The following is a 23,946-nucleotide window of genomic DNA, read 5'->3' as shown; positions in this document are numbered from 1 at the left end:
TAATATAGGTGAAAAAACCATTGGTAGTTTTATTCTTATAGATAATTAATTATCAAATATATCTCGTTATAGAATATACAAGAAGCAGTTTTTCATTAATTTCTATTTACTATATAATTTTAAGTTTTGTTTATTAACGTGTTTTGATATTGCCATTGTCAATAACAATATGCAGTTTCGTAGATGATGAAGTAATGTTGTGTCAATTATGCCTATATTAGTATTAAATAATCGAGTGAACCAACCTAAATGGAAGCAATAATGCCATTACCTGTGCTGTATTCTTTAAGGAACTGCCCCTACGCAATGCGGGCCAGGTTAGCCATTTATGCTTCGGGTCAACAAGTACAACTGCGTGACATTGTATTGAGTAATAAACCTCCCGAGATGCTTAGCGCATCAGCTAAAGGTACCGTACCGGTGTTAATCACTGCAGATGGGTTAGTGATTGATGAAAGCTTATCAATAATGCAATGGGCTTTTTCGCAAACTGACCCAGATGACTATATAGATAAATCGATGCCAAACTCTTTGGCAGATATGTTGGCGGTTATTACAATATTCGATAATGAATTTAAGGGGCATTTAGAGAAATATCGCAGCTCAAAACGTTATCATGAACCATCACTAATACAAGATAGGCAGCAGTGTGAGCATTATCTGACGGATCTAGAATCGCGACTATGTTTACACCAATATTTAATGTCCGACAAACCTAGCTTAACCGATTTGGCGTTAATGCCTTACATTCGTCAATTTGCTAGGGTAGAGCGGCAATGGTACTTACAATCTCCCTATCCCAATTTACGTCAGTGGCTTAATCGCTATTTACAAAGTCGAATGTTCAGTAAAGTTATGTCGCAAAATCCAATGTGGTTAGACTCAACACAAGAAGTTGTATTCGGAGCAGGCCTATAGGCTTGGGTAGCATATCTAACTTTGACAATCAGTAAGAGTAGGCTTTATAAGACGTGTGTATCTAAAACTAATTGAGCATAACGTTCCATCGGAATGTTCATTTTCGTTGATAGTAATTTGGCATTAGTTAATAGTTGTTGTTCTTCTATTAAGGGAATGTCATTTTTGAACGCGAGTACAATCCGGTTGCCACTGGCTACTTCAAAACTCAATAAGCGATGTTCAAATTCTTGTGCTAATAATTCATCTAATTCGGCGCGCAACACATCAGACGTATGCCAGATATTCAGCACTAAGACACCTTGTTCGGTTAGTGCATTTTTACAATCCCGCAAATAGGACGTTTGTACTTGTTTTGGTTCCATGCCTTGTGCGCTGTAAAGATCTGAAAAAATAATGTCGCTTTGAGTTTTGGTCTTGTTAATGTAGTTAGCGGCATCGTCGATATGAATAAACAAGCGGTCAGTATCGGGTAAGTAAAAATATTCTTTTGCGGTATTTACCACCGCTTCACGGTATTCAACCGCGTGTACTTTCAAATCAGCAAAACTACTGAGCAGATTTTTTACCATGGAGCCGGCACCTAAACCCATAACGGTGGCAGTTTCTACTTTGGATATAAACAGAAAGGCCGCCATCATCGCCTGGGTATAACCCAAATGTAATCCATTAATGTCATTGGTTTTCATGCAACTCTGATAGATTTTGCCATCAAAGCTTAGAATGCGGCTGTTCTTTGTTTGGTAAACATAAATTGGGCCGTGCTCATCTACTATTGATGAGATACAAGTTCCTTTGATATCCATAGTATTTTTATATCTCTTAAAATGATGTCGATAACGGGTAGGGCATTATAACGGGAAATTGCTGAAGGAAAGTCACTCATAAACAAAAAGTGTCTACAGATTTAGGAGGAAGATCATTCTTAAGATACTCGATACTCAGTGCTTGCTTTATTCCTGGTGTTTTCGTGCTTTGCCAAGGACCTTTACTTGTAATCCCACAAGCCACAGCAGTTTAGATCTTGACATCACATTTGAATAAATTCTGTACCTTAGTTCGTCGTTTTCACTACTGACGCCATTGGCAGATATGAACGCGACGTCGGATCCAATGGTCTACGATACATCTTAGCTCGCACCGTCAGGCCCTTCATGGGAGCGTCATTATCAGAGTGCAACACAACGTCTTTCTATAAGCATTTTTCTGCCCAGCGTTCATCTATTTCAGGTACGTTCTATCTAAAAATCGCACGATATTTTTCAATGAGTTTGTTGACCTCTTTGATGATATCGCCACGATGAGCCGATAATTCTAATTGCCTTATGTTGGTCATACTTCTTCTCAGTAAGGTTTGTAAATATCTTGATTAGACAGATATTTATGTCAAGTTCAGTGCGGCAACGAACAGAGTGAAAAGTAAAATACACGTATTATGACCATCAACATCATGATTTAAATCCTGGTTGCTAATTTTTAATTATGTAGTAAATACATAATGTTGCATAGACAAAATGAGTTAAAAGCGATTGAAATTCAATCCGCAGATGGTGATATTTTTTCACCATTGTTTTATTTTTATGCTAGGCAGGCGATTCACTTTCCACCCAGAGTGACCTAAAAGCTTTAATTTTGAGGATAATATGCAAATAGAAACACTTCACGATGTTATGCAATGGACTAAAAACATGCACCAAGAACTGCATTATTTTGCAGCCAATTGTGCACAAAAAAGCGATAGTGTAAGAGTTGGTTTGCTGCTTAAGTACATTTCAGAGCACGAAAAAAAAATGGCGCAGGTAATGAAAAAGTTTGAAGATAATGGTAATAGCAGTGCACTCAACACGTATAGCCGGCATTACTACGAAAAATTCACTATTTCTATTCACACTGAAGGTGAGCATCCGTTTGAGAAGATGGATACGGATGAAATAGCAATTGTCACTCTTGAATATCACAAAAATATCGTCGGACTATTTGAGTATCTGCAAAAATGCAGCTGTGCACCTTCGGTGACTGAATTTCTTGATAATATATTGTCAGTTCAAGAGGCCGAGGGGCGATTACTGGCACGTAACATGAAACAAATTGACGATTTGTAGCATAAATGCCTCACAAACAAAAAATCACATAGCGTCATACTGAGTGATTTAGTACTAGAAACTTTTCAGAATGCACTCCTCTGGCAAGCAGAGCCTTTTTAATGACTAACTTTATGCGTTATTTTAGCCACCAAAATAACGCATAAAGTTAGTAACAACGGCCAATTCATATCAAGCCATATATAGATAATGCAACCTTTCAACAAATCTAGGCCGAATTTATGGGTTGTATTACCTCAACGTAGGTAACACTCCACTTAAACTCAGCGATATTGGCAAAACCAAACGATAGTTTATCAACGACATATAGCCTGATAAGGTTTTGAAAGTATGAGTTAACGTTAAGAGTTGGAACCTCTGTTAACCGTGTTTTATAGAAAGTACGCTAACGCACAGAGTCTAAAACTAAAGAGCAGTACAATTTACTCGTTAGTTATCAAATCTTGGGTATCACTTAGATATCAAATGTCTCCAATCATTGCAAAATACAATTTATTCATGCTGAGGTGAAGCACATGCTTTTTAATAATTCGAACATTACGGACTCTCCTATTCGTCAGAAAATTCGCGAGTTCTATCGTATTGATGAAAGTGTTGCGGTAGAGCATATTTTACCGTTAGCAGACGTTAACGATGAAGCTGCCAGTAGAGCGTGGGAAAAAGCACGTAAAATATCACTAAAAATACGTAGAGACGAATCAGGTAACGGTGCTGTAGATGCCTTACTCGCAGAATATACATTATCCAGTGAAGAAGGTGTGGTGTTGATGTGTTTGGCTGAGGCCTTATTGCGTGTACCAGATAAGCACACTCAAGATGCCCTCATTAGCGACAAAATTTCTCAAGGTGAGTGGCGAAGTCATTTGGGCAGCAGTGATTCACTGTTCGTTAATGCCTCATCGTGGGGGTTATTAGTGACCGGCACAATGGTTGATTATGCTGATGAACGCGAAAAAGATAGTTTTGATTTATTGAAAAAGATTATTGGTCGTTTAGGTGAGCCTGTCATTCGTAAAGCAATGAACTATGCCATGCAAATTATGGGTGAGCAGTTTGTTATGGGTGAAACAATTCAAGCTGCAACAGAGCATGCTACCAAACAAGATCGGCAAGGCTTCGTATATTCTTACGATATGTTAGGTGAGGGTGCGCGCACCATGGGTGATGCTGATAAATATTTTAAAGCTTATCAAGTTGCCATAGATGCTATTGGCGCGGTTTCACTCGCCTCAGGTAAGAACGATCCTCGTAGAGTTCCTGGTATCTCAGTTAAGCTTTCTGCTATTCACCCTCGTTACGAATTTGCGCAAAGACAACGGGTAATGACTGAAGCTGTTCCCAAACTTAAAGCGCTTTGTTTGCAAGCTAAAAAATACAATATTGGTTTAACGGTTGATGCGGAAGAATCTGAGCGATTAGATTTGTCCCTTGATGTTATTGAGGCGGTATTTAGTGATGACGAATTAGCGGGTTGGAATGGCTTTTCGATGGCTCTGCAAGCTTATCAAAAACGGGCTATTTTTATCATTGATTGGTTGCATGAGTTAACCGTTCGTGTTGGCCGAAAAATGATGGTGCGTTTAGTTAAAGGTGCTTATTGGGATACTCAGATTAAAAACACTCAAAAAGGTGGTTATGAACATTTTCCGGTATTCACTCGCAAGGCTTCCACTGATGTTTCTTACCTCGCCTGTGCAAAAAAATTATTAGAATATAGAGATACTCTCTATCCACAGTTTGCGACACATAATGCTTACACAGTGACGACTATTCTTGAACTGGCGGGCAATGACAAAACAAGTTTTGAATTTCAATGTCTATATGGCATGGGTGGTTCTTTATATGATCAAGTTGTTGCCAGTGAAAATGTTCAATGTCGCGTCTACGCACCGGTTGGTCCTCATAAAGAGCTACTAGCCTATTTAGTCCGTCGTTTGTTAGAGAATGGCGCTAATTCTTCTTTTGTTAATGCCATTATTGATGAGTCTCAACCGGTCGAATCTTTACTTGAAGACCCCGTTAAAAAAATGCATCGCTTAAAAGACAAATATAACGGCCAGATTATCAAACCTATTGCGTTGTACCATGATGAAAATGGTGTTGGTCGTGATAATTCCAAGGGCTTAGATTTAACCGACATAAATATGGTAACCCCGCTAAAAACATCACTAGATAACTGGGTTGAAAATAACCAGTTTTCTGAAAGTGATACGCCAGAGGGGGCTGTAGCCATTAGAAACCCAGCAAAGCAAAGTGAAATCATTGGTTTCCAGCGACATCATAGCAAAGATGACATGCTCGCGATGATCGATACAGCTCAAACTACATTTACCTCATGGTCACAAAAGCCTGTATCTGAACGCGCAGCCTTATTATGCAGTATCGCCGATATTCTCGAACATCATATGGACGAGTTAATTGCCTTATGCATCAAAGAAGCGGGAAAAACGACTCAGGATGGTATTGATGAAGTCAGAGAGGCTGTTGATTTTTGTCGCTATTATGCACAACAAGCGATAGTACTTGCAGAAGATGATCGTTTAGAAGCTCGTGGTGTGGTGTTATGTATCAGCCCTTGGAACTTCCCGTTAGCGATATTTATAGGGCAAGTGACTGCTGCCATTTCTACTGGTAATACGGTGCTGGCAAAATCAGCCGAGCAAACAAGTTTAATTGCATTACGCGCTATTGAACTAATGACGTCTGCTGGATTACCTCATGGCGTTGTACAAGCGGTTATTGCCAAGGGCAGTGAAGTGGGAAGTATTATTATTCCTAATGCACATATTCAAACGGTTATTTTTACGGGTTCGATTAAAACAGCGACTATTATTTCGCAAACTTTGGCTGATAGAGACGGCGCAAAAGTCCCTTTTATTGCTGAAACAGGCGGTCAAAACTGTATGATAGTTGACTCCACAGCTTTGCCTGAGCAAGTGGTTGATGATGTTATTTCTTCAGGATTTCAGTCTGCAGGTCAGCGTTGTTCTGCGCTCAGGGTATTATTTTTGCAAGAAGATATTGCTGATACTGTTATTACAATGCTTAAAGGCGCATTAGCAGAATTACATGTGGGTAATCCAGAAAAACTCAGCACTGATGTAGGTCCCGTCATTGATCAAAAAGCGCTAGATTCACTCAATGCTCACAGCGACTATATGAAAACTCATGGTCAATTATTGTACCAATGCGCGATATCTAATGAGACAAATGAAATAGCAGAAAACGAACATTTCTTTTTTGCGCCGCGACTTTATGAAATAGACAATATTAGTGTGCTCAAGCATGAAGTATTTGGTCCCTGTGTTCATATTATTCGTTTTAAAGGCGATGAAATAAAAAAAGTCATTGATGATATTAATGGCACCGGTTTCGGTTTAACGATGGGTATTCATACGCGGATTGAACAGCGAGCTTTTCATTTGGCGACACTATCCCGTGCAGGTAATGTATATGTAAATCGCAATATGATTGGCGCTATTGTGGGGGTGCAACCTTTTGGGGGGCGTGGTCTTTCAGGTACAGGGCCAAAAGCGGGTGGGCCATATTATTTAACACGTCTAGTGAAAGAGAAAGCCACTCCCGATGCCGATAAATTTAACTTATTACCATCGCAAGTTGATGCTTTAGTGAGCGATTCGAGATCGAAAGCAGAAGCAGAATTAATGATGGATAGGGCGGATATAGCAGAAAAAACCTGGCGCTTGACCGAGTTAGATCAGCGTATTTCTTTTGTGAGTCAAATGTTAGCCGAAATGGCTGATATCGATATTGTTGATGATTTAGCCGATGACTTAAATAGTACTTTGACAGCGGCTAATTCACAATTAGTGTGTGTTGAAAAACATCTGCAAAAGCCAACAACGCTTCCAGGTCCAACAGGTGAGTCTAATATACTCTATTTGGAAAATCGCGGTAATATCATCTGCTTTGCTGATGAAAATGTGACTTTTCACTTTTGGATACTCTCAATTGTAACGGCTTTGACAACCGGAAATACCGTTATCTCGGTCGTTTCTGATTTATTTTATGATCAAGCGTTAGCCATTAGAGATAAGTTCGTTACAACAGGCGCAGATGAGAATGTTTTTCAAATTACCCGCTTATGTCATTTAACCACTTTGTTGGCGCATCCTGCGTTATCAGGAGTCGTTGTTGATAGTCATTGTGGCCGAAAAAATTATATCAGTGACAGATTAGCCGAACGTCAAGGGGCAATTTTACCAATGATCAGTTCAGAATATTTTGATAATCTCATTCAACGTTTATTAACAGAAAAAGCCGTTAGCATTGATACTACCGCATCTGGTGGTAACACGTCGCTGATGACTTTAGATGAAGAGAACTAACTATTTTTGAATGTTATGTTTAAACAAAAATTCAAAATATTTATAAATCATCAACTGAAAAGTTGATGATTTATTCTCCTAATGTTTAGGTTTATTTGTCACAACTGATAAAAGTACTAATGAGTGACAACAGATAATACTTTCGGTGCGAACCTAACTTGATGGGGTTTATATTGTTTTTACATTTCATTTTGGCAAAAAATTAAGCCTGATTTAATGAGTTTAACTACTCAGCCAACAGGATTAAGCGACCACCCAGTTAAGGTCTATTCGCAGTAGGTTACGGTGATGAATCTATTCTTATTGCGATTAATAAATCTTTATTCAATATCCCCATTCCTCATGTTAATCCACTAGGCATTATTGTTGGTTCGATATCGCACAGAGCTTAAGTCCGTAATGGAGTAAAGTGTTGCTTGGTGTTACGGGAAAATACTTTTCTTACTCTGCTTTTATTTCAGTAAAGAATATTAATACTCGACCATGTCATTTCGTCTTGGTTTAAGGAACGACGTTGAGCTTTATTACTGGGACAACGATCAATCACCTACGCTATACAATATAAAAATTAATACATGTAAGGAATAAGTGCTAGCTGGATTTTTAAATTTTTTAAAGTCAGCATTCAGAAAAATCAGTATGAATATATCCATTAATAAACTAAAAGGAAATTTAATATGAGCAACATTAATATTGGCATTGATAAAAAAGATAGAAGCGAAATCGCTGAAGGGTTAAAAAAGTTATTAGCCGATACTTATACGCTTTATTTACAGACGCATAACTTTCACTGGAATGTGACAGGGGTGAGGTTTAGGGAGCTGCACTTGATGTTTGAAGAGCAGTATATGGAATTGGCCATTGCTGTAGACGATATAGCTGAACGTGTTCGAACTCTCGATGTTGCTGCGCCAGGCACTTATAAAGAATTTTCCAAGTTAAGTTCAATCCATGAGGTAGATGGTGTCCCGCATGCAACGGAAATGATGGCAGTATTACTCGTTGGTCACGAAAAAATTATACAGACCGCTCGTGATGTTTTAAAAGTGGCCCATCAATCAGACGACGAATCAACGGTATCTCTTGTATCTGATCGAATGCGAATACATGAAAAAACATCGTGGATGTTGAGAGCTTCAAATAAGTAGATTGAGCGTTTCAAACTACCAAGTTTTTGAAATTAAATGGGCAGATTATTAACGTTATTTACTTATTATATATTAACTAAAAAGGATACAGATTGAATGGGCACTTTCTCACGCTTCGCAATTGCTATCGTTCTGCTCCTTGTCGTCATCGGCAGCATCTTCGGCTACAAGTTCTATCAAATTAACCAAATGCAGGCCAAATTCTCTCAGCCACGCCCCGCAACCGTCGTTAAAACTACAGAGGTCGCTAGAGTATCTTGGCAACCGAGTATCCAATCAATCGGTGGCATCAGAGCTATCAACGGCGTCATGATAGCCAATGAATTGCCCGGTGTAGTGACAAAAATTTTGTTCAAATCGGGTCAATCCGTCAAAAAAGGCGATATCCTGATCCGCCTAAACAGCGATATAGAGCAAGCCGCTCTTACAACACGTCTAGCTGAGGCACAGCTTGCTTCGAAAGCATTTCAACATAACTCAGACTTGATTTCCAAACGGGCTGTGTCACAGTTCGCCTTAGATGAAACAAAGGCTGCGCTGGATGTAGCCAGAGCACGAGTAAAAGAAGCCGAGGCCCAGTTTGGTAAAAAAATACTCACGGCTCCCTTCGACGGCATACTAGGACTGCGTCTAGCGGATATAGGTGAAAACTTATCTGTGGGTACACCTGTCGTTGAAATCAATATGCTAAATCCAATTCTGGTCGAATATACTCTGTCTGAACAGGAACTGGCCAGCGTCGATATTGGTGATCTCGTTGAAGTCACTGTGGCGGCAACTGGCTCAGAGGTATTCAAGGGAACAATTACCGCAATTAATAGCTCTATCACGCCAGAGACACGCACAGTTAAGCTGCGCGCCCAACTTCTAAACCCCCAACAAAGCCTCAAACCGGGTATGTTCGCTACCATTAGAACCATGGCAGAGGGTGAAAGGCAGGTCATTGCAATTCCAAACATAGCCCTGTCGTTCAACACCTACGGCGATTTCGCCTATGCATTAACTAAAAATGAAAAAGGCCAGCTGGTGACTGAGCAGCGGACATTGGAAACAGGCGTTACACGGGAGGGCATGACTGAAATTAACAAAGGGCTAGAACCCGGTGAACGTATCATTGCCTCTGGTTTGCTGCGCTTGAGGGCTGGTCAGCGAGTGAAAATAAAGCAAAATGACAAGATTGCAGACAGTACAGGAGTTAAATAAACATGCGTTTTACAGACATTTTTATACAACGGCCAGTTCTGTCCATTGTTGTTAGTCTACTAATATTACTGGTTGGGATTCGCTCTATTATGGAGATGGAGATCCGCGAATACCCTGTATTGGAAAACACTAAAGTCACCGTTACTACTGCATATCCAGGCGCCAGCAGTGAATTGATCCAGGGATTCATTACCCAACCTTTGCAGCAGGCTATTGCCGAAGCAAAAGGCATAGACTTTCTGAGTTCATCGAGCATACAAGGTTTTTCAACTATCGAAGCGCAGATGGAACTCAACTACGATGCTAATGACGCACTCGCGGAGATTCAATCTAAAGTTGCCAGTCAGCGTAACGAGTTACCTGACGAGGCTCAGGACCCTGTTATCAACTCGACGACGGGAGAAGGTCGCGCGCTCATGTACATCGCCTTCTTCAGCGATACCATGCAAGTTCCACAGATCACGGATTATCTTGCCCGAGAAGTACAGCCAAAACTACAAGCCCTATCCGGTGTAGCCAAGGCCGAGCTGCTGGGGCGTAGCTTTGCGCTGAGAGTCTGGCTCGATCCTCAAAGACTTGCAGCGGTTAATCTCACCTCGACAGATATTGCTCAAACCCTGCGTCAGAACAACTATATTTCTGCAGTTGGGCAAACCAAAGATGAATTCATCAAGATCAATCTCACTACTAATACTGACGTTGCAAACACCAAACAGTTCGAGAATCTGATAATTAAATCGACCGAAGATACTGTCGTTCGTCTCAAGGATATCGCCAGGGTAGAGCTCGGGTCACAGACCTACGAGAACATAGCACTCTATAAGGGTAAACCTTCAACTTACGTAGCCATTAATCTATCTCCGGGTTCTAATCCACTGTCTGTGGCAGAACGTGTTAAAGAACTCCTGCCGGATATAAAGTCTCAGCTGCCCTCGGATCTGCAGGTCGAACTCCCCTATGATGCATCAGAATTTATTGATGATTCAATTAATGAGGTGATCAAGACGCTTATCGAGGCTGTGGGTATCGTTCTTGTCATCGTATTTCTATGCCTAGGATCTCTGCGAGCGGCAATCATTCCCTCAATAGCTGTACCGCTCTCGCTCATCGGTGGAGCTTTCATCATGCTTGTGCTGGGTTTCTCGCTCAATTTGCTGACGCTGCTCTCACTTGTGCTGGCTATAGGCTTGGTTGTCGACGATGCTATCATCATTGTCGAGAACATACACCGGCATATCGTTGATGGTAAATCAAAGAAGGAAGCGGCGTTGATCGGTGCTCGAGAAATGGCGAATCCAGTTATCGCCATGACGATAACCTTGGTTGCAGTCTACGCGCCTATTGGTTTCATGGGTGGGCTGGTTGGTTCGCTTTTTACCGAGTTTGCTTTCACGCTTGCTGGTGCCGTCGTCATTTCAGGCATCATTGCCTTGACGTTATCGCCTATGCTGGCCAGTAAGGTTCTCAAACCACATGGACAGTCGACCCGCTTCGAGAGTGCAATTGAAAGTTTGTTCGACCGACTCGCCAATACTTATCAGCGCTCGCTGGCTATCATGGTCAAGGCCGTCTCACCTGTAATCATGTTTGCGCTAGTCGTACTTGTGTCGATTTTTTTCATGATGATGCTAAGCCAGAAAGAGCTTGCACCGACTGAGGACCGTGGCATCATTCTGTTTCAGGGTAAAGGACCGCAGACAGCCACACTCGAATACTTGCAGAAGTATGGCACAGAAATGCAGACAGCCTTCGAGCAGGTACCAGGCTACGACGAGACGTTCATGCTGGTTGGTATGACGAGTCCAAATGCGGTGTTTGGCGGTTTCAAAATGAAGCCTTGGAGCGAACGGGATATATCGCAGTTTGATATCATGCCTCAACTGCAGGCTTCTGTGGCAGGGATTACTGGTTTGAAAACAGCCTTATTCCCAATTCCATCCTTGCCTGGCTCAAGTGGCGGTCTACCCTTTCAGTTTGTACTAACTTCGGGCAGTGATTTTACTCAACTCGATCAGATAGCTGATGAATTCGTAGGGGCTGCGATGCAGAGCGGCAACTTCACATTCGTGCAGAAATCGATCGACATCGATAAGCCCGTCACCCGAGTAAAGGTCGACCGCGAACGCGTAGCCGATCTCGGTTTGTCGATGCAGGAAATTGGTCAGGCGCTTGGCGGTATGCTTGGCGGCGGGTTTATTAGTCGTTTCAACATGGAGGGGCGCTCGTATGAAGTTATTCCCCAGGTTGAGCGCTACGCGCGACAAACAGCAACGGCGCTCAACGATTATTTCATCCGCGCCGACTCTGGCGATTTAGTTCCGCTCGGCTCGGTCGTTAGCTTCGAGCATGATGTAGAACCCTCATCCAGAACACAATTCAATCAGCTGAATTCGGTCACGATCGAAGGTATTCCAGCGCCATCAGTGTCGATGGGAGATGCCATCAGTTTCATGAAAACCAAGGCGGTCGATATCCTACCTCGGGGGTTCAGCTATGATTTTAAGGGCGAGTCTAGACAGTTCGAAAATTCTGGCAGTGCGTTAATCGTGACCATCTTTTTATCGCTACTCGTTATCTATCTGGTGCTTGCTGCGCAATTTGAGAGCTGGCGTGATCCATTTATCATTTTAATATCGGTGCCGATGTCAATTGCAGGGGCAATGGCCTTCATTATGCTTGGTTTTGCGTCGATGAACATCTACACACAGGTTGGTCTGATAACATTGATTGGCGTGGTCGCGAAGAACGGTATTCTTATCGTGGAATTTGCCAACACACTTCAGAAAAGAGGACGCAACAAGCGCGACGCGGTAATCGAAGCCGCAGCGATTCGACTTCGCCCTATTATCATGACTTCGCTGGCACTTATCGTCGCCATGATCCCGTTGTTAATTGCAGCGGGCCCCGGAGCACAGTCGCGCTTTGCGATTGGTATAACCATTGCTACAGGGCTAGGTATCGGTACTTTGTTAACTATGTATGTGTTGCCTGCTTTTTATATCGTCCTGGCGAAGAAGATTGATACTTCAGAGCTTGAGGGGCAGGGTAATACCGCTGATCAAACTCCGACTTAAACAACGAACATGTGATTGTCGTACTCATATTTTAGTAGCGTTCAGTTTTGATTGATTGGCGCAGTCACCCAAGATTTGGCTAATCTTATTGATTGAAAACATTGTAAAAGAGGACTTGAAAATGCAGTCTGTTCGTTGCCGAACAGACTGCATTTAGTTTTATGGGTATGATTTTACTGTGCGATTGGGAACATTAAGTAACCAATAATTTCAGTTAAAGTCAAAGACAATTCCGCTTTCTGAAGTTTGTCAGATGACTGATTGCTCATTTATAAATAGAAGGGCTTGTACTGAGCTCTGAGGGAAAACTATGATTCAAACCAACCAAATTAAACCTGATATGCCTGTTGTCTGCTCCGAAGATGGTCAATTTGCTACTGTAGATCATATGGAGGGCACTGATACCCTCAAGCTTAAAAAAGACAAGAGCGGTCAACACCATTACATTCCATTAAGCTGGGTAACCTCAACTGAGGGCGATAAAGTTAAAGTTGATCGTCCAGGAGACCAAGCTATGCAGGAATGGTCTCAAACTCCGCCAACGGGTACAGGACACTAAAGTCTTGTTGTACCACTAAACAAAGATGGCATTCTACTCATGCCATCTTAAGACTTGAGCGGGAAGCACGGTTTTTATTTCCCGCCTTTACTTTTCTCCAAGAATTCACGTGAAAATGATAGAGATCAAAAACAGTGTTCAAGTTTTAGCTTTCGCGCCGTTCAAAATAGCAGGAGACTTGCCTAATGAGTTTCGCATTCAGCAACCTACATGATAATGGCTGATCTCCGCGACGACATGCCCCGTCCTTAATGGCCAAGAAGCATAGCGAAAACCGCAACACGGTTTAATGTGGTCTATTTTACTGCTCAATATGCTGTTTACAGTATTGATAGGCGCAGCCCCTACGTTTACAGCAATGTAGCTTGGCTCCATAACGCATTTTTCATGTATGCGGGCTCTATGAGTTCAGGGTCTTGCAGTTTTATTTTCCGTAAAGCGTTTTTGTTCAATAAAGTAGTTATAAAATAATCGAACAAACGCAATTTATAGTATTTGTTCGAACTCTTAAACCCTAAAAATATTTTCTACTCTGAAGATAAATATACTTCTTAGGCGAGATGATGACAGGTGATTAATATGGCAAGCGAATCTAAAAATATATTGCAGCGTGGTTTGGAATATATGCACGAACCATTTTCCGGTTTTATTCGAGCTCAGACTACCTCCAGTCTGTTTCTTCTGTTATCTACAATTTTAGCCCTATGGTGGGCAAACTCAGTCTATTCTTCTACATACTTAGATCTTGTGCACACTCCAATTGGAATATTTTTGGGTGATGTTGAGTTACGATCTTCACTCAAACACATTATTAATGATGGTTTAATGGTGATATTTTTTTTATTGCTTGGACTCGAAATCAAACGAGAGGTGTTAGCTGGAGACCTGGCTAAACCGGAAAATAGGCGCATGTTGATTGTTTGTGCCATAGGCGGAATGATTATACCAGCTACGATCTATACCTTGTTCAATTGGGGCCTTGATTCACAGATCGGTTGGGGGATCCCAATGGCAACCGATACCGCATTTGCGCTAGGCGTGCTTACCATTGTACGAAAATACATACCTGCCAGTCTTTTGGCTTTCATTGTTGGACTCGCCATCGTTGATGATGTTGGGGCGATACTTGTTATTGCACTATTTTATACCCAGGAAATATCAGTAATCTATCTTTTTAGCGCATGTTCACTTATAACTTTCTTGGCAGTAGCTAACTACGCAGGCGTAAGACAGCCACTTTTCTATATTATCATCGGTATTGCAACCTGGTGGATGATGCTCATGTCTGGCGTTCATGCCACTGTTGCTGGCGTTGCAATAGCATTGACGGTGCCAGCACGGCCGAAGTTGGCGTCGGCACAATCGCTTGATAAGGCGAAAACGACAATCAGCTCCCTTCAGCAAGAAATTGAAGAGGTGGACGTTCTTGGTAGTCAGGAGGATCATAAACAGGTATTGGAAGTGCGCGATTTAGCAGAACATGCTGGGACTCCCCTGCGTCGTTGGGAAGATGTACTGCATTTACCTGTAGCACTCTTCATCTTACCGCTGTTTGCGTTGACTAATGCTGGCGTAGTGTTTAGTTTTAGTTCGTTTATCGACAGCCTCCAATACCCAGTTGGATTAGGGATTATTTCTGGCCTTGTTGTAGGCAAATTCATTGGCATTTCTGGAGCGTGCTGGCTGGCCCTGCACTACAAAATAGGCAGATTACCCAAGGGAGTTAATATTCAACACATCATTGGTGCTTCACTAATAGCTGGGATAGGCTTCACCATGTCCACATTTATTGCGACACTGGGGTTTGACGGGCAACCTGAACATCTCCATAACGCAAAAACATCCATTTTGGTCGCGTCGGTTATTTCTGCATTTTTTGGTGCGTTATATCTTAGATTCATTGGTACAAACAAACGAAAAAAATGACTCAATGAGACATCATAAGTCGGTTAACATAAATGTTACCGATATTGCATCATCGTTTACGTTAATAAAAGAGGATTATGTGGTGCTTGAACTGGTTATAAATTTTTAGTTTAATATATCTGTTTTGTAGGCATTAAAAAATGTTTTTTATTGCCTATTAATATTTATTCTACTGATTAACAGAACGGGTATAAATTTATTTTATTATGCTCAGATTATGCAAAATGTTTACAGCATAAAACGTTTTTTGGGTCTCCAAAAAAGCATTACCCGCAGTGATACCGGCACGATAATCATGTTGTAAATCCATATCAGTACTCCCTAACAATTTACTTTGAAGATTATCTTCCGCAAAAATTTGAATAATTTCGACATCTTCAGGAGGGTTAGTGATAAAGGCGAGTTCTTTTTGATAAGCTTGCTCATGCTGCACTAAATAATCAATCATTTTTGGGCAATACCCAGACACGTAAATCCATGACTTAAGTTTACGTACCCAAGCAGCCTGAGTATGAACGTCAGCATTCACAGTTCGAATAACCACAATTTTTTTAGCTCCACGGTGATAAGATTCTCGCACAGGTAAAGGCTCAGCAAGTCCACCGTCAAGGTAGATGTCAGTATCAACACTTGCTTTGGCCTTATTTTTTGAGCTAACGGCCTGTCTAGGTGCGAGCTTAACCCCTTGTTTATACAAAAAAGGAAATGCACTCGAGGCTTTAAGCAATTGACGCCAGTGACTTGTATGACCGTTTGGGCTTAAGAAATAGCCTTGTCTATCGCGTGAATTCGTTGCGCTGATCAAAAATTCTCGTTGACCCAATGATTTATTTGCTGTCGTCAAGTCCAAGGCAAAGCTACCTTGAATGGTTTTATCAAAGTACCAATCCAAATCAACAACATTGCCACCTGCTAATCCACGGCCTAGTTTGTAAAAGTTATTCCGACGTGTTAATTCACCAATTAATCTCTTGGCATAACCTTTCTGGCGAGATAAAAAGCTTGTAATATTTTGTGATCCTGCAGACGCCCCTATAAATAAATCGAAAGGATCAAAATCATTCTCTAACCACGCATCTAATACACCGGCTGTGAATATTCCTCGTTGCCCACCACCTTCTGCAATAAGTGCCATTTTAACACATGACTCTTCACAAGGATTAATCTGGGGGGGTGATGCAATGACTTTCATAGCAGGCCTTTTTATAAAAAATGCTGAATAAAATAACTTCGTAGAACTTGCGATTAGATATCTGTTGGCAGTAACAATGACCTCGTGTGTTTAAGCAGTACAGTTCCGAGTTCACTAATCTTAACCGCGCGAACAGAACTTAACCTTGCGAAAAGACGAACGGAAGAGTCGTACCATGAACGCGAGTCCTGTTAGGATTTTTACATGGTATTTCACGATAGCAGGGCATTCGCTGTGGATCCGATTCAGCGCTTACTCACTGAACAGGAGTTTATGCCTAGGAGCGAGTATAGAGGACACAAACCCACCGCTCCTGTAAGCAGCGGCACAACGCCAATATAGCCCCATATGCCAATTGTGTCGGTGGCAGCAAGTCCAATAAGAACTAGCCCGGCGGTAACGCGGAGCGTGCGATCGAGCATACCTTCATTCGTCTTCATCGTATTTCTCCTTTGTCGAGTCACTGGGCCACTCTGCTAAGTTACAGATAAGATCTAATATCGTTCCAGCCTTACGCGAATCGATTAGATGTCCATTAGAATAAATCGTAACTGTTCCCGGCGTCTGTTCGCCAGCGCACGCGAGATAATTTTCAGGAATGGTTAAATCGAATGACATGGCGAATAGGCTAAATTATTTTCTGCTAGGGTTTATCATTTGAGATAACGTTACTTTAAAAAACGGTCAATTGTATTTAACTTGTCAACATTCGTGAGAAAGCAAAAGCCAGAGGGTACGGTGACGCACAGAGTCAAAGTTCATAGCACAGTATGATGTGTTATTGGATCTTAAATAAATAGTTAACCATTAATAAAATGCTATTAAATTCAGTAACCTATTAATTTTGCTTAATTAAGTGTATTTCGTGAAGCTTATTTTAAACGGAGAGCGACATTTATGGCTGCAATAAAAAAACGCAAAGTGGTCGATCATATCGTAGAGACGATTTATCAATACGGTGTACGTCATGTCTTTGGCATTCCAGGGGATGCTATTAATGATTTGATGGACGCCATACGCCGCCATGGAGAAATCGAATTTATACAAGTTCGCCATGAAGAAAGCGGGGCATTCGCTGCATCAGCCCAAGCAAAATTAACCGGTAAACTTGCCGTTTGTGTTGGTACTGCTGGAGGTGGGGCCATACATTTGCTCAATGGTCTGTATGACGCTAAGCTCGACCATGCTCCCATTCTTGCAATAACCGGACAGTTACCACGCAGTGAAATCGGTAATCACTCGCATCAAGAAATTAATTCATCAGCTCTGTTTTCTGATGTGGCTGTGTTTAATCAAACCTTATTTGCCTCAGATCGTGTTCCCGAGATTATTCAGCAAGCGTGTAATAGCGCGCTGATTGAAAAAGGGGTTGCTCATATTGCACTGCCTGCTGATGTTGCCACTGAGCAAGTTGAAGCTGACATTACGGGCCATCCAATAGCGGGCGCTGAAACGGGACCAACTAAACCTTTAGCATCAGCATTAAACAGTGCAATTAGCTTAATTGAGCAAGCTGAGAAAATTGTTGTTCTAGCGGGTGTTGGGGCTATACCAGCACGTCAACAGTTACTTACTTTGTTGAAAAAAAGCAACTCCCCACTTATCAGAACACTAAAAGCCAAAGTACTACTTCCGGATGAGCATGAATATTCCTTAGGAGGGCTTGGCCTACTTGGTACGCGGCCATCTGTTGATGCAATGAATAATTGTGATTTACTTGTGATGCTGGGGACTGATTTTCCCTACAAAGAATATTATCCAGGAAAAGCCAAAGTTATTCAGGTGGATAAAGAAATTCGACATATTGGTCGACGTTGCCCTGTGGATGTATCGATAGTCGGAGATGTAAGTGAAGTACTAGACCAATTAATCGTTGATTTACCTCAAAAAGAAAACGACAACTTTCTTACTGAATGTCGGCGTCAGAAAAGGAGTTGGTCAGAAGAGCAAAGCGAAGCAGAAAACTCGCAAGATATGCCAATAAAACCCCAGTGCCTGGCTCGAACCGTCGGCGAGCTTGCGAACAAAGATGCCATTTTTCTTTGTGATACGGGTACAGTGACCGCATGGGTAGCACGACATTTACCCGTTACTGCACAACAATTATTTACCCTCTCAGGCAACTTGGCCACAATGGCATTTAGCATGGCTGGTGCGATAGGCGCGCAATTGAAATTTCCTGATCGGCAGGTGGTAGTCCTTATTGGTGACGGTGGTTTTAGCATGTTAATGCAAGAGTTTATTACTGCAGTCAATCTAACATTACCCATAAAGGTTATTATTTTTAATAACGCCAAGCTAGGGTTAATTCAACTAGAGCAAGAAAGCAGCGGTTACCCTAATTATAAAACAGCATTAAAAAATCCAGACTTTTCAGAGTTTGCTCGCTTATGCGGTGGTGAAGGTTGGAGTGTAGATCGCCCTGAGCTGCTAGTAAAAGCGTTGGGAGAAGCATTTGCTAGCAAAAATGCCTGTGTGATCGATGTCCATATCGATCCTAATGAACTCGTCATGCCGCCAAAGCTCGAATTGGCTCAAGCGGTAAATTATTCGATTGCTAAAGCTAAGGAGTTTTTAAATTCAAATGACTGATTTAAAAACATGTGGGAACGATTCCGAAATGCTATTACCTCAGTTTATGAGTTGTGCAGGCTAGTAGAAATATATCATCCTCAAGGTGAATATGCCGAAATAGGTGAATCTTGAAATGGTTAAGAAATGTTGGTTAGACCGTTAGACGTTAGGGATACATTTTCTCATATTTTGAGTCTACATTTAGTTGGTAACGCTAAAACGTTTATGTCCACAAATGGGTTAAGGGCTTAACCCATTTGTGCTCATTTAAGTGTTAGTCGATGATATTGTCAGCTCAAAAAAATTCGTTTCAGCGTACAATATCCAATCAGATTATCAACACAGATAAATCTTACTCTACCTTAACGTTACGTTATTGCCTGCAACACTCGAATAATTCTGAGTTTAATCTATTGCTTGCACCATGCTTGCGGCATAATGACGTTAAATATTTAACAGAGTAGTTATAATGGATAAGCAGCAAGACAGTTACATGACCGAAGAAACACTAATCGAAGTAGTCGAAAATCAAATCGCCGACGGTGAACCCAAAAAGGTAAAAGAAACCTTGATGCGCTTAGTCATGACAGGTACACCGCGTGAAGAAGCTATTCAAATGATGGCTTGCGCGTTGGCTATCGAAGTTTTCGATGTCATGAAAAATGGGTCCTCTTTTAACGAAATACGTTATGGCCAGCATTTGAATGCACTACCGAATATGGATTGGATGGAAGATTAATAACAACTCATAAATTCCTGTTTTGTTTATCCCGATAAGTGACATTATAGGGGGCTAAGTAAGATGTTTGATTTGCATCTTCGATGAGTAGTGTTGGAGCCTGTTTAGATCTCCTAATCGCAACTAACAAGAGACTATGGCGTCAATAGTTAATTTTATGCTTTTGGCGCTGCCCATAAAACACCATCTCTTAACATCGAATTTAAGATCACAACCATCTTTCTAAGCAGGCAATAATAGCCACTTTCTTTGGTTTTCCTGCCGCAACTAACCGCTTTTTAAGTCTCTTTAAAAACAGGGTTAGATTGTATCGCTGACATCATGGCCATGTATAAAAACCGTTCTCACTTGATGCCGACCTCCTAATGGCTAACATGGCTAATGGCTAAATATTAAACACTCAACTTAACCAATTGGAACGCCAAACAGTTGATGAATGCATTGTTGGGTACCGTAAACGCTTAATAGATATCAGCTGGTTTATGCGTTCACTCAGTGAGCCAATAGCCAGAATGACTAACAAAGAAGATAAGTGTACAGGTCGCTTCTGGGAAGGGCGCTTTAAGTCACAAGCACTACTTGATGAAGCCGCAGTATTAGCCTGTATGGCTTATGTGGATTTAAATCCAGTCAGAGCTAAAATGGCCGCAATCCCTGATACCTCAGATTACACCAGTATTCAACGACGTATAAATTCAGCAATGAATGGCGAGCAACCAACAGAACTAATACCGTTTGTGGGTAATGAAAGACTCAATATGCCTAATGGGTTAATGTTCAGTGTGAAAAACTACATCGTGCTGGTTGAGGATACAGGTCGGATTATTCGAGAAGATAAGCGTGGAGCCATTAGCTCAAGCAGCCAAGACATCCTTAATAGATTAGACATCCCCGAAGAAAATTGGCTTAAAATCACCACAGAGTTTGGCGCATTATTTAAAGGAGCAGTAGGCGCTTTGCCTGCCTTATCCGAATATTGTGAGCATTTAGACCGAAAAGGACGACAAGGCGCTGCAAATTGCCCGCGCTGGTTGTGTGCGTAAACAATCACTTCTGAATCCCACAAACTATTTTCTACTTGATTGATATCAAGCTTTTCTGTTGCCTTGGTTTTAACTAATGAGTCATTTTGTGGCTATTGAGTAAACATTTTTCAAATCACTCGGTTGAATCTGTATGTTTAGAAAATCATAGCAGGTGTTGGCAACTCAAAAACGAAAGGCGTTATGTGTTACCTTAAAAATGGGTGGCATATTTTAATTGGAATATTTTGATGGAGATAGTGATCTCAAGCTCTTGGTTAAGAACATACCATGAACTCTGTTTACCCAGACTGAGTAAACTAGACCTTATATGGCTTGATTATTGTTATTATTGTGCCATGAAATAAATGGCAACATAGGCTGAGAATTCCGCATTAGTGCCAGTAGAAGCAATCATATTCTGCACGTCCCATCATACCTGCACATCTAGACAAGAATTAACCTAAGGGGTCTTTAAGCATGAATAAAGCAAAGAATAGTGGCAACCTTGATTTGCCAGTTGACACTTTCAGTAGCCACACCCCAACACCAACATCAGTTTCACACTCCATACCCGCGGGGTTTGTGCGCGTGCGCGGCGCCCGAGAGAATAACCTGCAGAACGTTGACGTGGATCTACCCCGGGACTCGATAGTTGCTTTCACAGGGGTGTCCGGCTCTGGCAAATCCTCGCTCGCTTTTGGCACCATTTTCGCTGAGGCCCAGCGACGTTTCTTCGAGTCCGTCGCGCCGTACGCCCGGCGTCTGATCCAGCAAGGTCATACGCCTCAGGTGGACGAAATTACTGGATTGCCGCCAGCCGTCGCACTCCAGCAGCGCCGAGGTACACCCAACTCACGCTCAAGTGTAGGCACAGTCACCACTCTCTCGAATTCTCTGCGGATGCTTTATTCCCGTACAGGTATTTACCCTGATGGAGCTTTGCGTCTCGAGTCGGACTCCTTTTCACCCAACACCGCCATGGGCGCTTGCCCTAAATGCCAGGGACTCGGAACCGCGCACACAGTCACCGAGGCATCGCTGGTGCTCGACCCTTCACTGAGCATTCGCGAAGGCGCCGTTACGGCTTGGCCTGGGGCGTGGCAGGGTAAGAACTTGCGCGACATCCTCACTGCGCTCGGCCATGATGTGGACATACCTTGGGAACAGCTGTCCCGCGCCGATCGCGATTGGATCTTGTTCACCGAGGAACAACCCGTTGTCGACATCATGCCGGAGCGAGAACGGCCCCGGCCTTACAAGGGGAAGTTCTGGAGCGCGCAGAGTTATGTGATGCACACGCTCGCCGATTCAAAAAGCGCTTCGGTGCGTAACCGTGTACTGAAATATGTTGAATCTGGACCATGCTTAATATGCGCGGGCAGCGGACTGCGCAGCGAAGCACTCGCCGTTACCTTTAACGGCCGCACCATAGCCGAGCTCAACAGCTTGTCGCTCACCGAGCTTCGCCACGTGCTTGACCGTCCGGCGGCCGCCAATACCCCGGGAGCGACTATCACCAAGGATCTCACTCGCCGCCTCGACGTGTTGCTCGATCTCGGCCTCGGATACCTAAGTCTAGGCCGCGCAACACCCACGCTCTCTCCTGGTGAAATGCAGCGGCTGCGCATAGCCACCCAGCTGCGCTCTGGGCTTTTTGGCGTAATCTACGTACTCGACGAGCCTTCCGCTGGGCTTCACCCGGCCGATGCCGAGCCGCTCCTAGCCGTACTCGACGAGCTCAAATCTAGTGGTAACTCAGTTTTTATCGTGGAACACAATATGGACGTGGTACGCCGTGCCGACTGGGTCATCGACGTCGGCCCGCATGCGGGAGAGCAGGGCGGAGTGGTCCTCTACAGTGGACCTACGGCTGGACTCAAAGATGTACCTGCCTCGATCACGCGAAAATTTCTCTTTGCAAGCGAGCGTCCAGTCCCGGCTGCACGCGAGCTGCGACAACCGCTCGGTTGGCTTGGCCTGACGGGTATCACCCGCCATAACCTACGCGGACTCGACGCTGAGTTTCCGCTCGGCATACTGACCGCGGTCACGGGTGTATCGGGCTCAGGCAAGTCCACTCTAGTGAGCCAGGTGCTTGCCGAGACTGTTGGCCTGCACCTTCATCCTGATCTGGATCCCAGTGACGGGAACGCATCCACAGCCTCGGTGGCCGGGGATAAGGATGAACAACCCGAGCCTAAACCCGTCGAAATCACCACGGTTGAAGCGATCAACGGCGCGGATCTGATCGATCGACTGGTGCGCGTTGACCAGAAACCAATCGGTCGCACACCGCGGTCCAACCTCGCCACCTATACAGGCCTGTTCGATGCCGTGCGCACCACATTCGCCGCGACCCCCGAGGCTCGGAGCCGAAAGTTCGGCGCTAGCCGGTTCTCGTTCAACGTGCCGGGTGGCCGCTGCGAGACCTGCCTTGGCGAGGGATTTGTGGCGGTCGGTCTGCTTTTTTTACCTGGCAGTTACTCGCCCTGTCCCGACTGCGGTGGCACGCGGTACAACCCTGAGACCCTCGAGGTGACATACTGTAACAAGAATATAGCCGAGGTGCTTGGGCTTACAGTGGATGCGGCAATGGTGTTTCTCGCCGATGTACCCTCGGCATTGCGCAGCCTTAAAACCCTTAGTGAGGTGGGGCTCGGCTACCTACGACTCGGCCAACCCGCCACCGAGCTTTCCGGAGGAGAGGCGCAACGCATCAAGCTCGCGACCGAGCTGCAGCGGGCACGCCGCGGCCATACGCTGTACATTCTCGACGAGCCCACAACAGGGCTGCATCCTGCCGACGTGCTATTGCTGCTCGCCCAGCTCAACCGGCTTGTCGATGCCGGCAATACCGTGATCGTGGTCGAACACGACATGGACGTGGTTGCCGCCGCCGACTGGGTTATTGATATCGGCCCTGAAGGCGGTGACAAGGGAGGCGGTATAGTGGTCGCTGGCACGCCCCATGCTGTGGCCGCCCACCCGGCGAGCCGAACGGCGCCTTACTTGGCCCAGTGCATCTCTACCACCTGAGCGACTGCCTGTCGTGGCAAACTAGGGGTCGCGCAATAATAAAGCTGACAGCTTTCTGAAATAGGCATAAATTTTGACCAGTGTACTCTTGAAAAAAGACT

Annotated in this window: 14 protein-coding genes and 2 pseudogenes; 12 read left to right on the top strand and 4 right to left on the bottom strand. The window is 43.4% G+C overall.

Annotated elements, in window-relative coordinates; translation table 11 throughout:
• The first annotated feature begins 249 nt into the window (after positions 1–249).
• Positions 250–918 carry a glutathione S-transferase gene (locus FH971_RS10050; RefSeq protein ID WP_420853472.1) on the top strand — a complete coding sequence of 223 codons (669 nt, stop codon included), beginning with the start codon at positions 250–252 and terminating at the stop codon, positions 916–918.
• Positions 919–962: 44 nt separating this feature from the next.
• Here the strand turns inward: FH971_RS10050 and FH971_RS10045 are convergent, their stop codons facing one another.
• Positions 963–1,724 carry a spermidine synthase gene (locus FH971_RS10045; protein WP_140234207.1) on the bottom strand — a complete coding sequence of 254 codons (762 nt, stop codon included), beginning with the start codon at positions 1,722–1,724 and terminating at the stop codon, positions 963–965.
• An 837-nt stretch (positions 1,725–2,561) separates the two neighbouring features.
• Here FH971_RS10045 and FH971_RS10040 point away from each other — a divergent pair.
• The 7 genes from FH971_RS10040 to nhaA all read left to right on the top strand — a co-directional run bounded on the left by FH971_RS10040 (position 2,562) and on the right by nhaA (position 15,279).
• Positions 2,562–3,020, top strand: a complete 459-nt coding sequence (locus tag FH971_RS10040; protein ID WP_101088299.1) for a hypothetical protein — start codon at positions 2,562–2,564, stop codon at positions 3,018–3,020.
• Positions 3,021–3,535: 515 nt separating this feature from the next.
• Positions 3,536–7,369, top strand: a complete 3,834-nt coding sequence (gene putA / locus FH971_RS10035; protein ID WP_140234206.1) for a bifunctional proline dehydrogenase/L-glutamate gamma-semialdehyde dehydrogenase PutA — start codon at positions 3,536–3,538, stop codon at positions 7,367–7,369.
• 677 nt (positions 7,370–8,046) lie between these two features.
• On the top strand, positions 8,047–8,517 hold the full coding sequence (locus FH971_RS10030) for a Dps family protein (protein ID WP_140234205.1): 471 nt from the start codon (positions 8,047–8,049) through the stop codon (positions 8,515–8,517).
• A gap of 96 nt (positions 8,518–8,613) precedes the next feature.
• Positions 8,614–9,720: an efflux RND transporter periplasmic adaptor subunit gene (locus FH971_RS10025; protein ID WP_140234204.1), complete on the top strand. Its 1,107-nt coding sequence runs from the start codon at positions 8,614–8,616 to the stop codon at positions 9,718–9,720.
• A gap of 2 nt (positions 9,721–9,722) precedes the next feature.
• Complete coding sequence (locus FH971_RS10020; RefSeq protein ID WP_140234203.1) at positions 9,723–12,794, top strand: efflux RND transporter permease subunit; 3,072 nt, start codon at positions 9,723–9,725, stop codon at positions 12,792–12,794.
• 310 nt (positions 12,795–13,104) lie between these two features.
• Positions 13,105–13,353: a DUF2171 domain-containing protein gene (locus FH971_RS10015; RefSeq protein WP_123777483.1), complete on the top strand. Its 249-nt coding sequence runs from the start codon at positions 13,105–13,107 to the stop codon at positions 13,351–13,353.
• A gap of 579 nt (positions 13,354–13,932) precedes the next feature.
• Positions 13,933–15,279: a Na+/H+ antiporter NhaA gene (nhaA, locus tag FH971_RS10010; RefSeq protein ID WP_140234202.1), complete on the top strand. Its 1,347-nt coding sequence runs from the start codon at positions 13,933–13,935 to the stop codon at positions 15,277–15,279.
• 196 nt (positions 15,280–15,475) lie between these two features.
• Here nhaA and FH971_RS10005 read toward each other — a convergent pair whose 3' ends face one another.
• Both FH971_RS10005 and FH971_RS10000 read right to left on the bottom strand, forming a co-directional pair.
• On the bottom strand, positions 15,476–16,471 hold the full coding sequence (locus FH971_RS10005; RefSeq protein WP_140234201.1) for a patatin-like phospholipase family protein: 996 nt from the start codon (positions 16,469–16,471) through the stop codon (positions 15,476–15,478).
• Positions 16,472–16,716: 245 nt separating this feature from the next.
• Positions 16,717–16,911 (bottom strand): YgaP family membrane protein, encoded by a 195-nt coding sequence (locus tag FH971_RS10000; RefSeq protein ID WP_140234200.1) that lies wholly within the window; start codon positions 16,909–16,911, stop codon positions 16,717–16,719.
• A 457-nt stretch (positions 16,912–17,368) separates the two neighbouring features.
• On the opposite strand from FH971_RS10000, the gene FH971_RS09995 reads away from it, so the two are divergent.
• Positions 17,369–19,063: a thiamine pyrophosphate-dependent enzyme gene (locus FH971_RS09995; RefSeq protein WP_140234199.1), complete on the top strand. Its 1,695-nt coding sequence runs from the start codon at positions 17,369–17,371 to the stop codon at positions 19,061–19,063.
• Between the two features lie 451 nt (positions 19,064–19,514).
• The gene (locus FH971_RS09990; RefSeq protein WP_140234198.1) at positions 19,515–19,784 is read left to right on the top strand and encodes a hypothetical protein; all 270 of its coding nucleotides are present in this window, start codon (positions 19,515–19,517) and stop codon (positions 19,782–19,784) included.
• Positions 19,785–19,939: 155 nt separating this feature from the next.
• On the opposite strand, the pseudogene FH971_RS09985 reads toward FH971_RS09990, so the two are convergent.
• Positions 19,940–20,147, bottom strand: a pseudogene (locus FH971_RS09985) (IS110 family transposase); the annotation flags it as partial.
• Positions 20,148–20,224: 77 nt separating this feature from the next.
• Here FH971_RS09985 and FH971_RS09980 point away from each other — a divergent pair.
• Positions 20,225–20,827: pseudogene (locus tag FH971_RS09980) on the top strand (transposase); the annotation flags it as partial.
• 459 nt (positions 20,828–21,286) lie between these two features.
• On the top strand, positions 21,287–23,845 hold the full coding sequence (locus tag FH971_RS09975) for an excinuclease ABC subunit UvrA (RefSeq protein WP_140234197.1): 2,559 nt from the start codon (positions 21,287–21,289) through the stop codon (positions 23,843–23,845).
• Positions 23,846–23,946 lie beyond the last annotated feature (101 nt).

Source organism: Shewanella polaris (genome assembly GCF_006385555.1).
In the GTDB taxonomy this organism is placed as follows: domain Bacteria; phylum Pseudomonadota; class Gammaproteobacteria; order Enterobacterales; family Shewanellaceae; genus Shewanella; species Shewanella polaris.
Note: the sequence above shows the minus strand (reverse complement) of the source record. Positions and strands in the feature narration are given on the sequence as shown.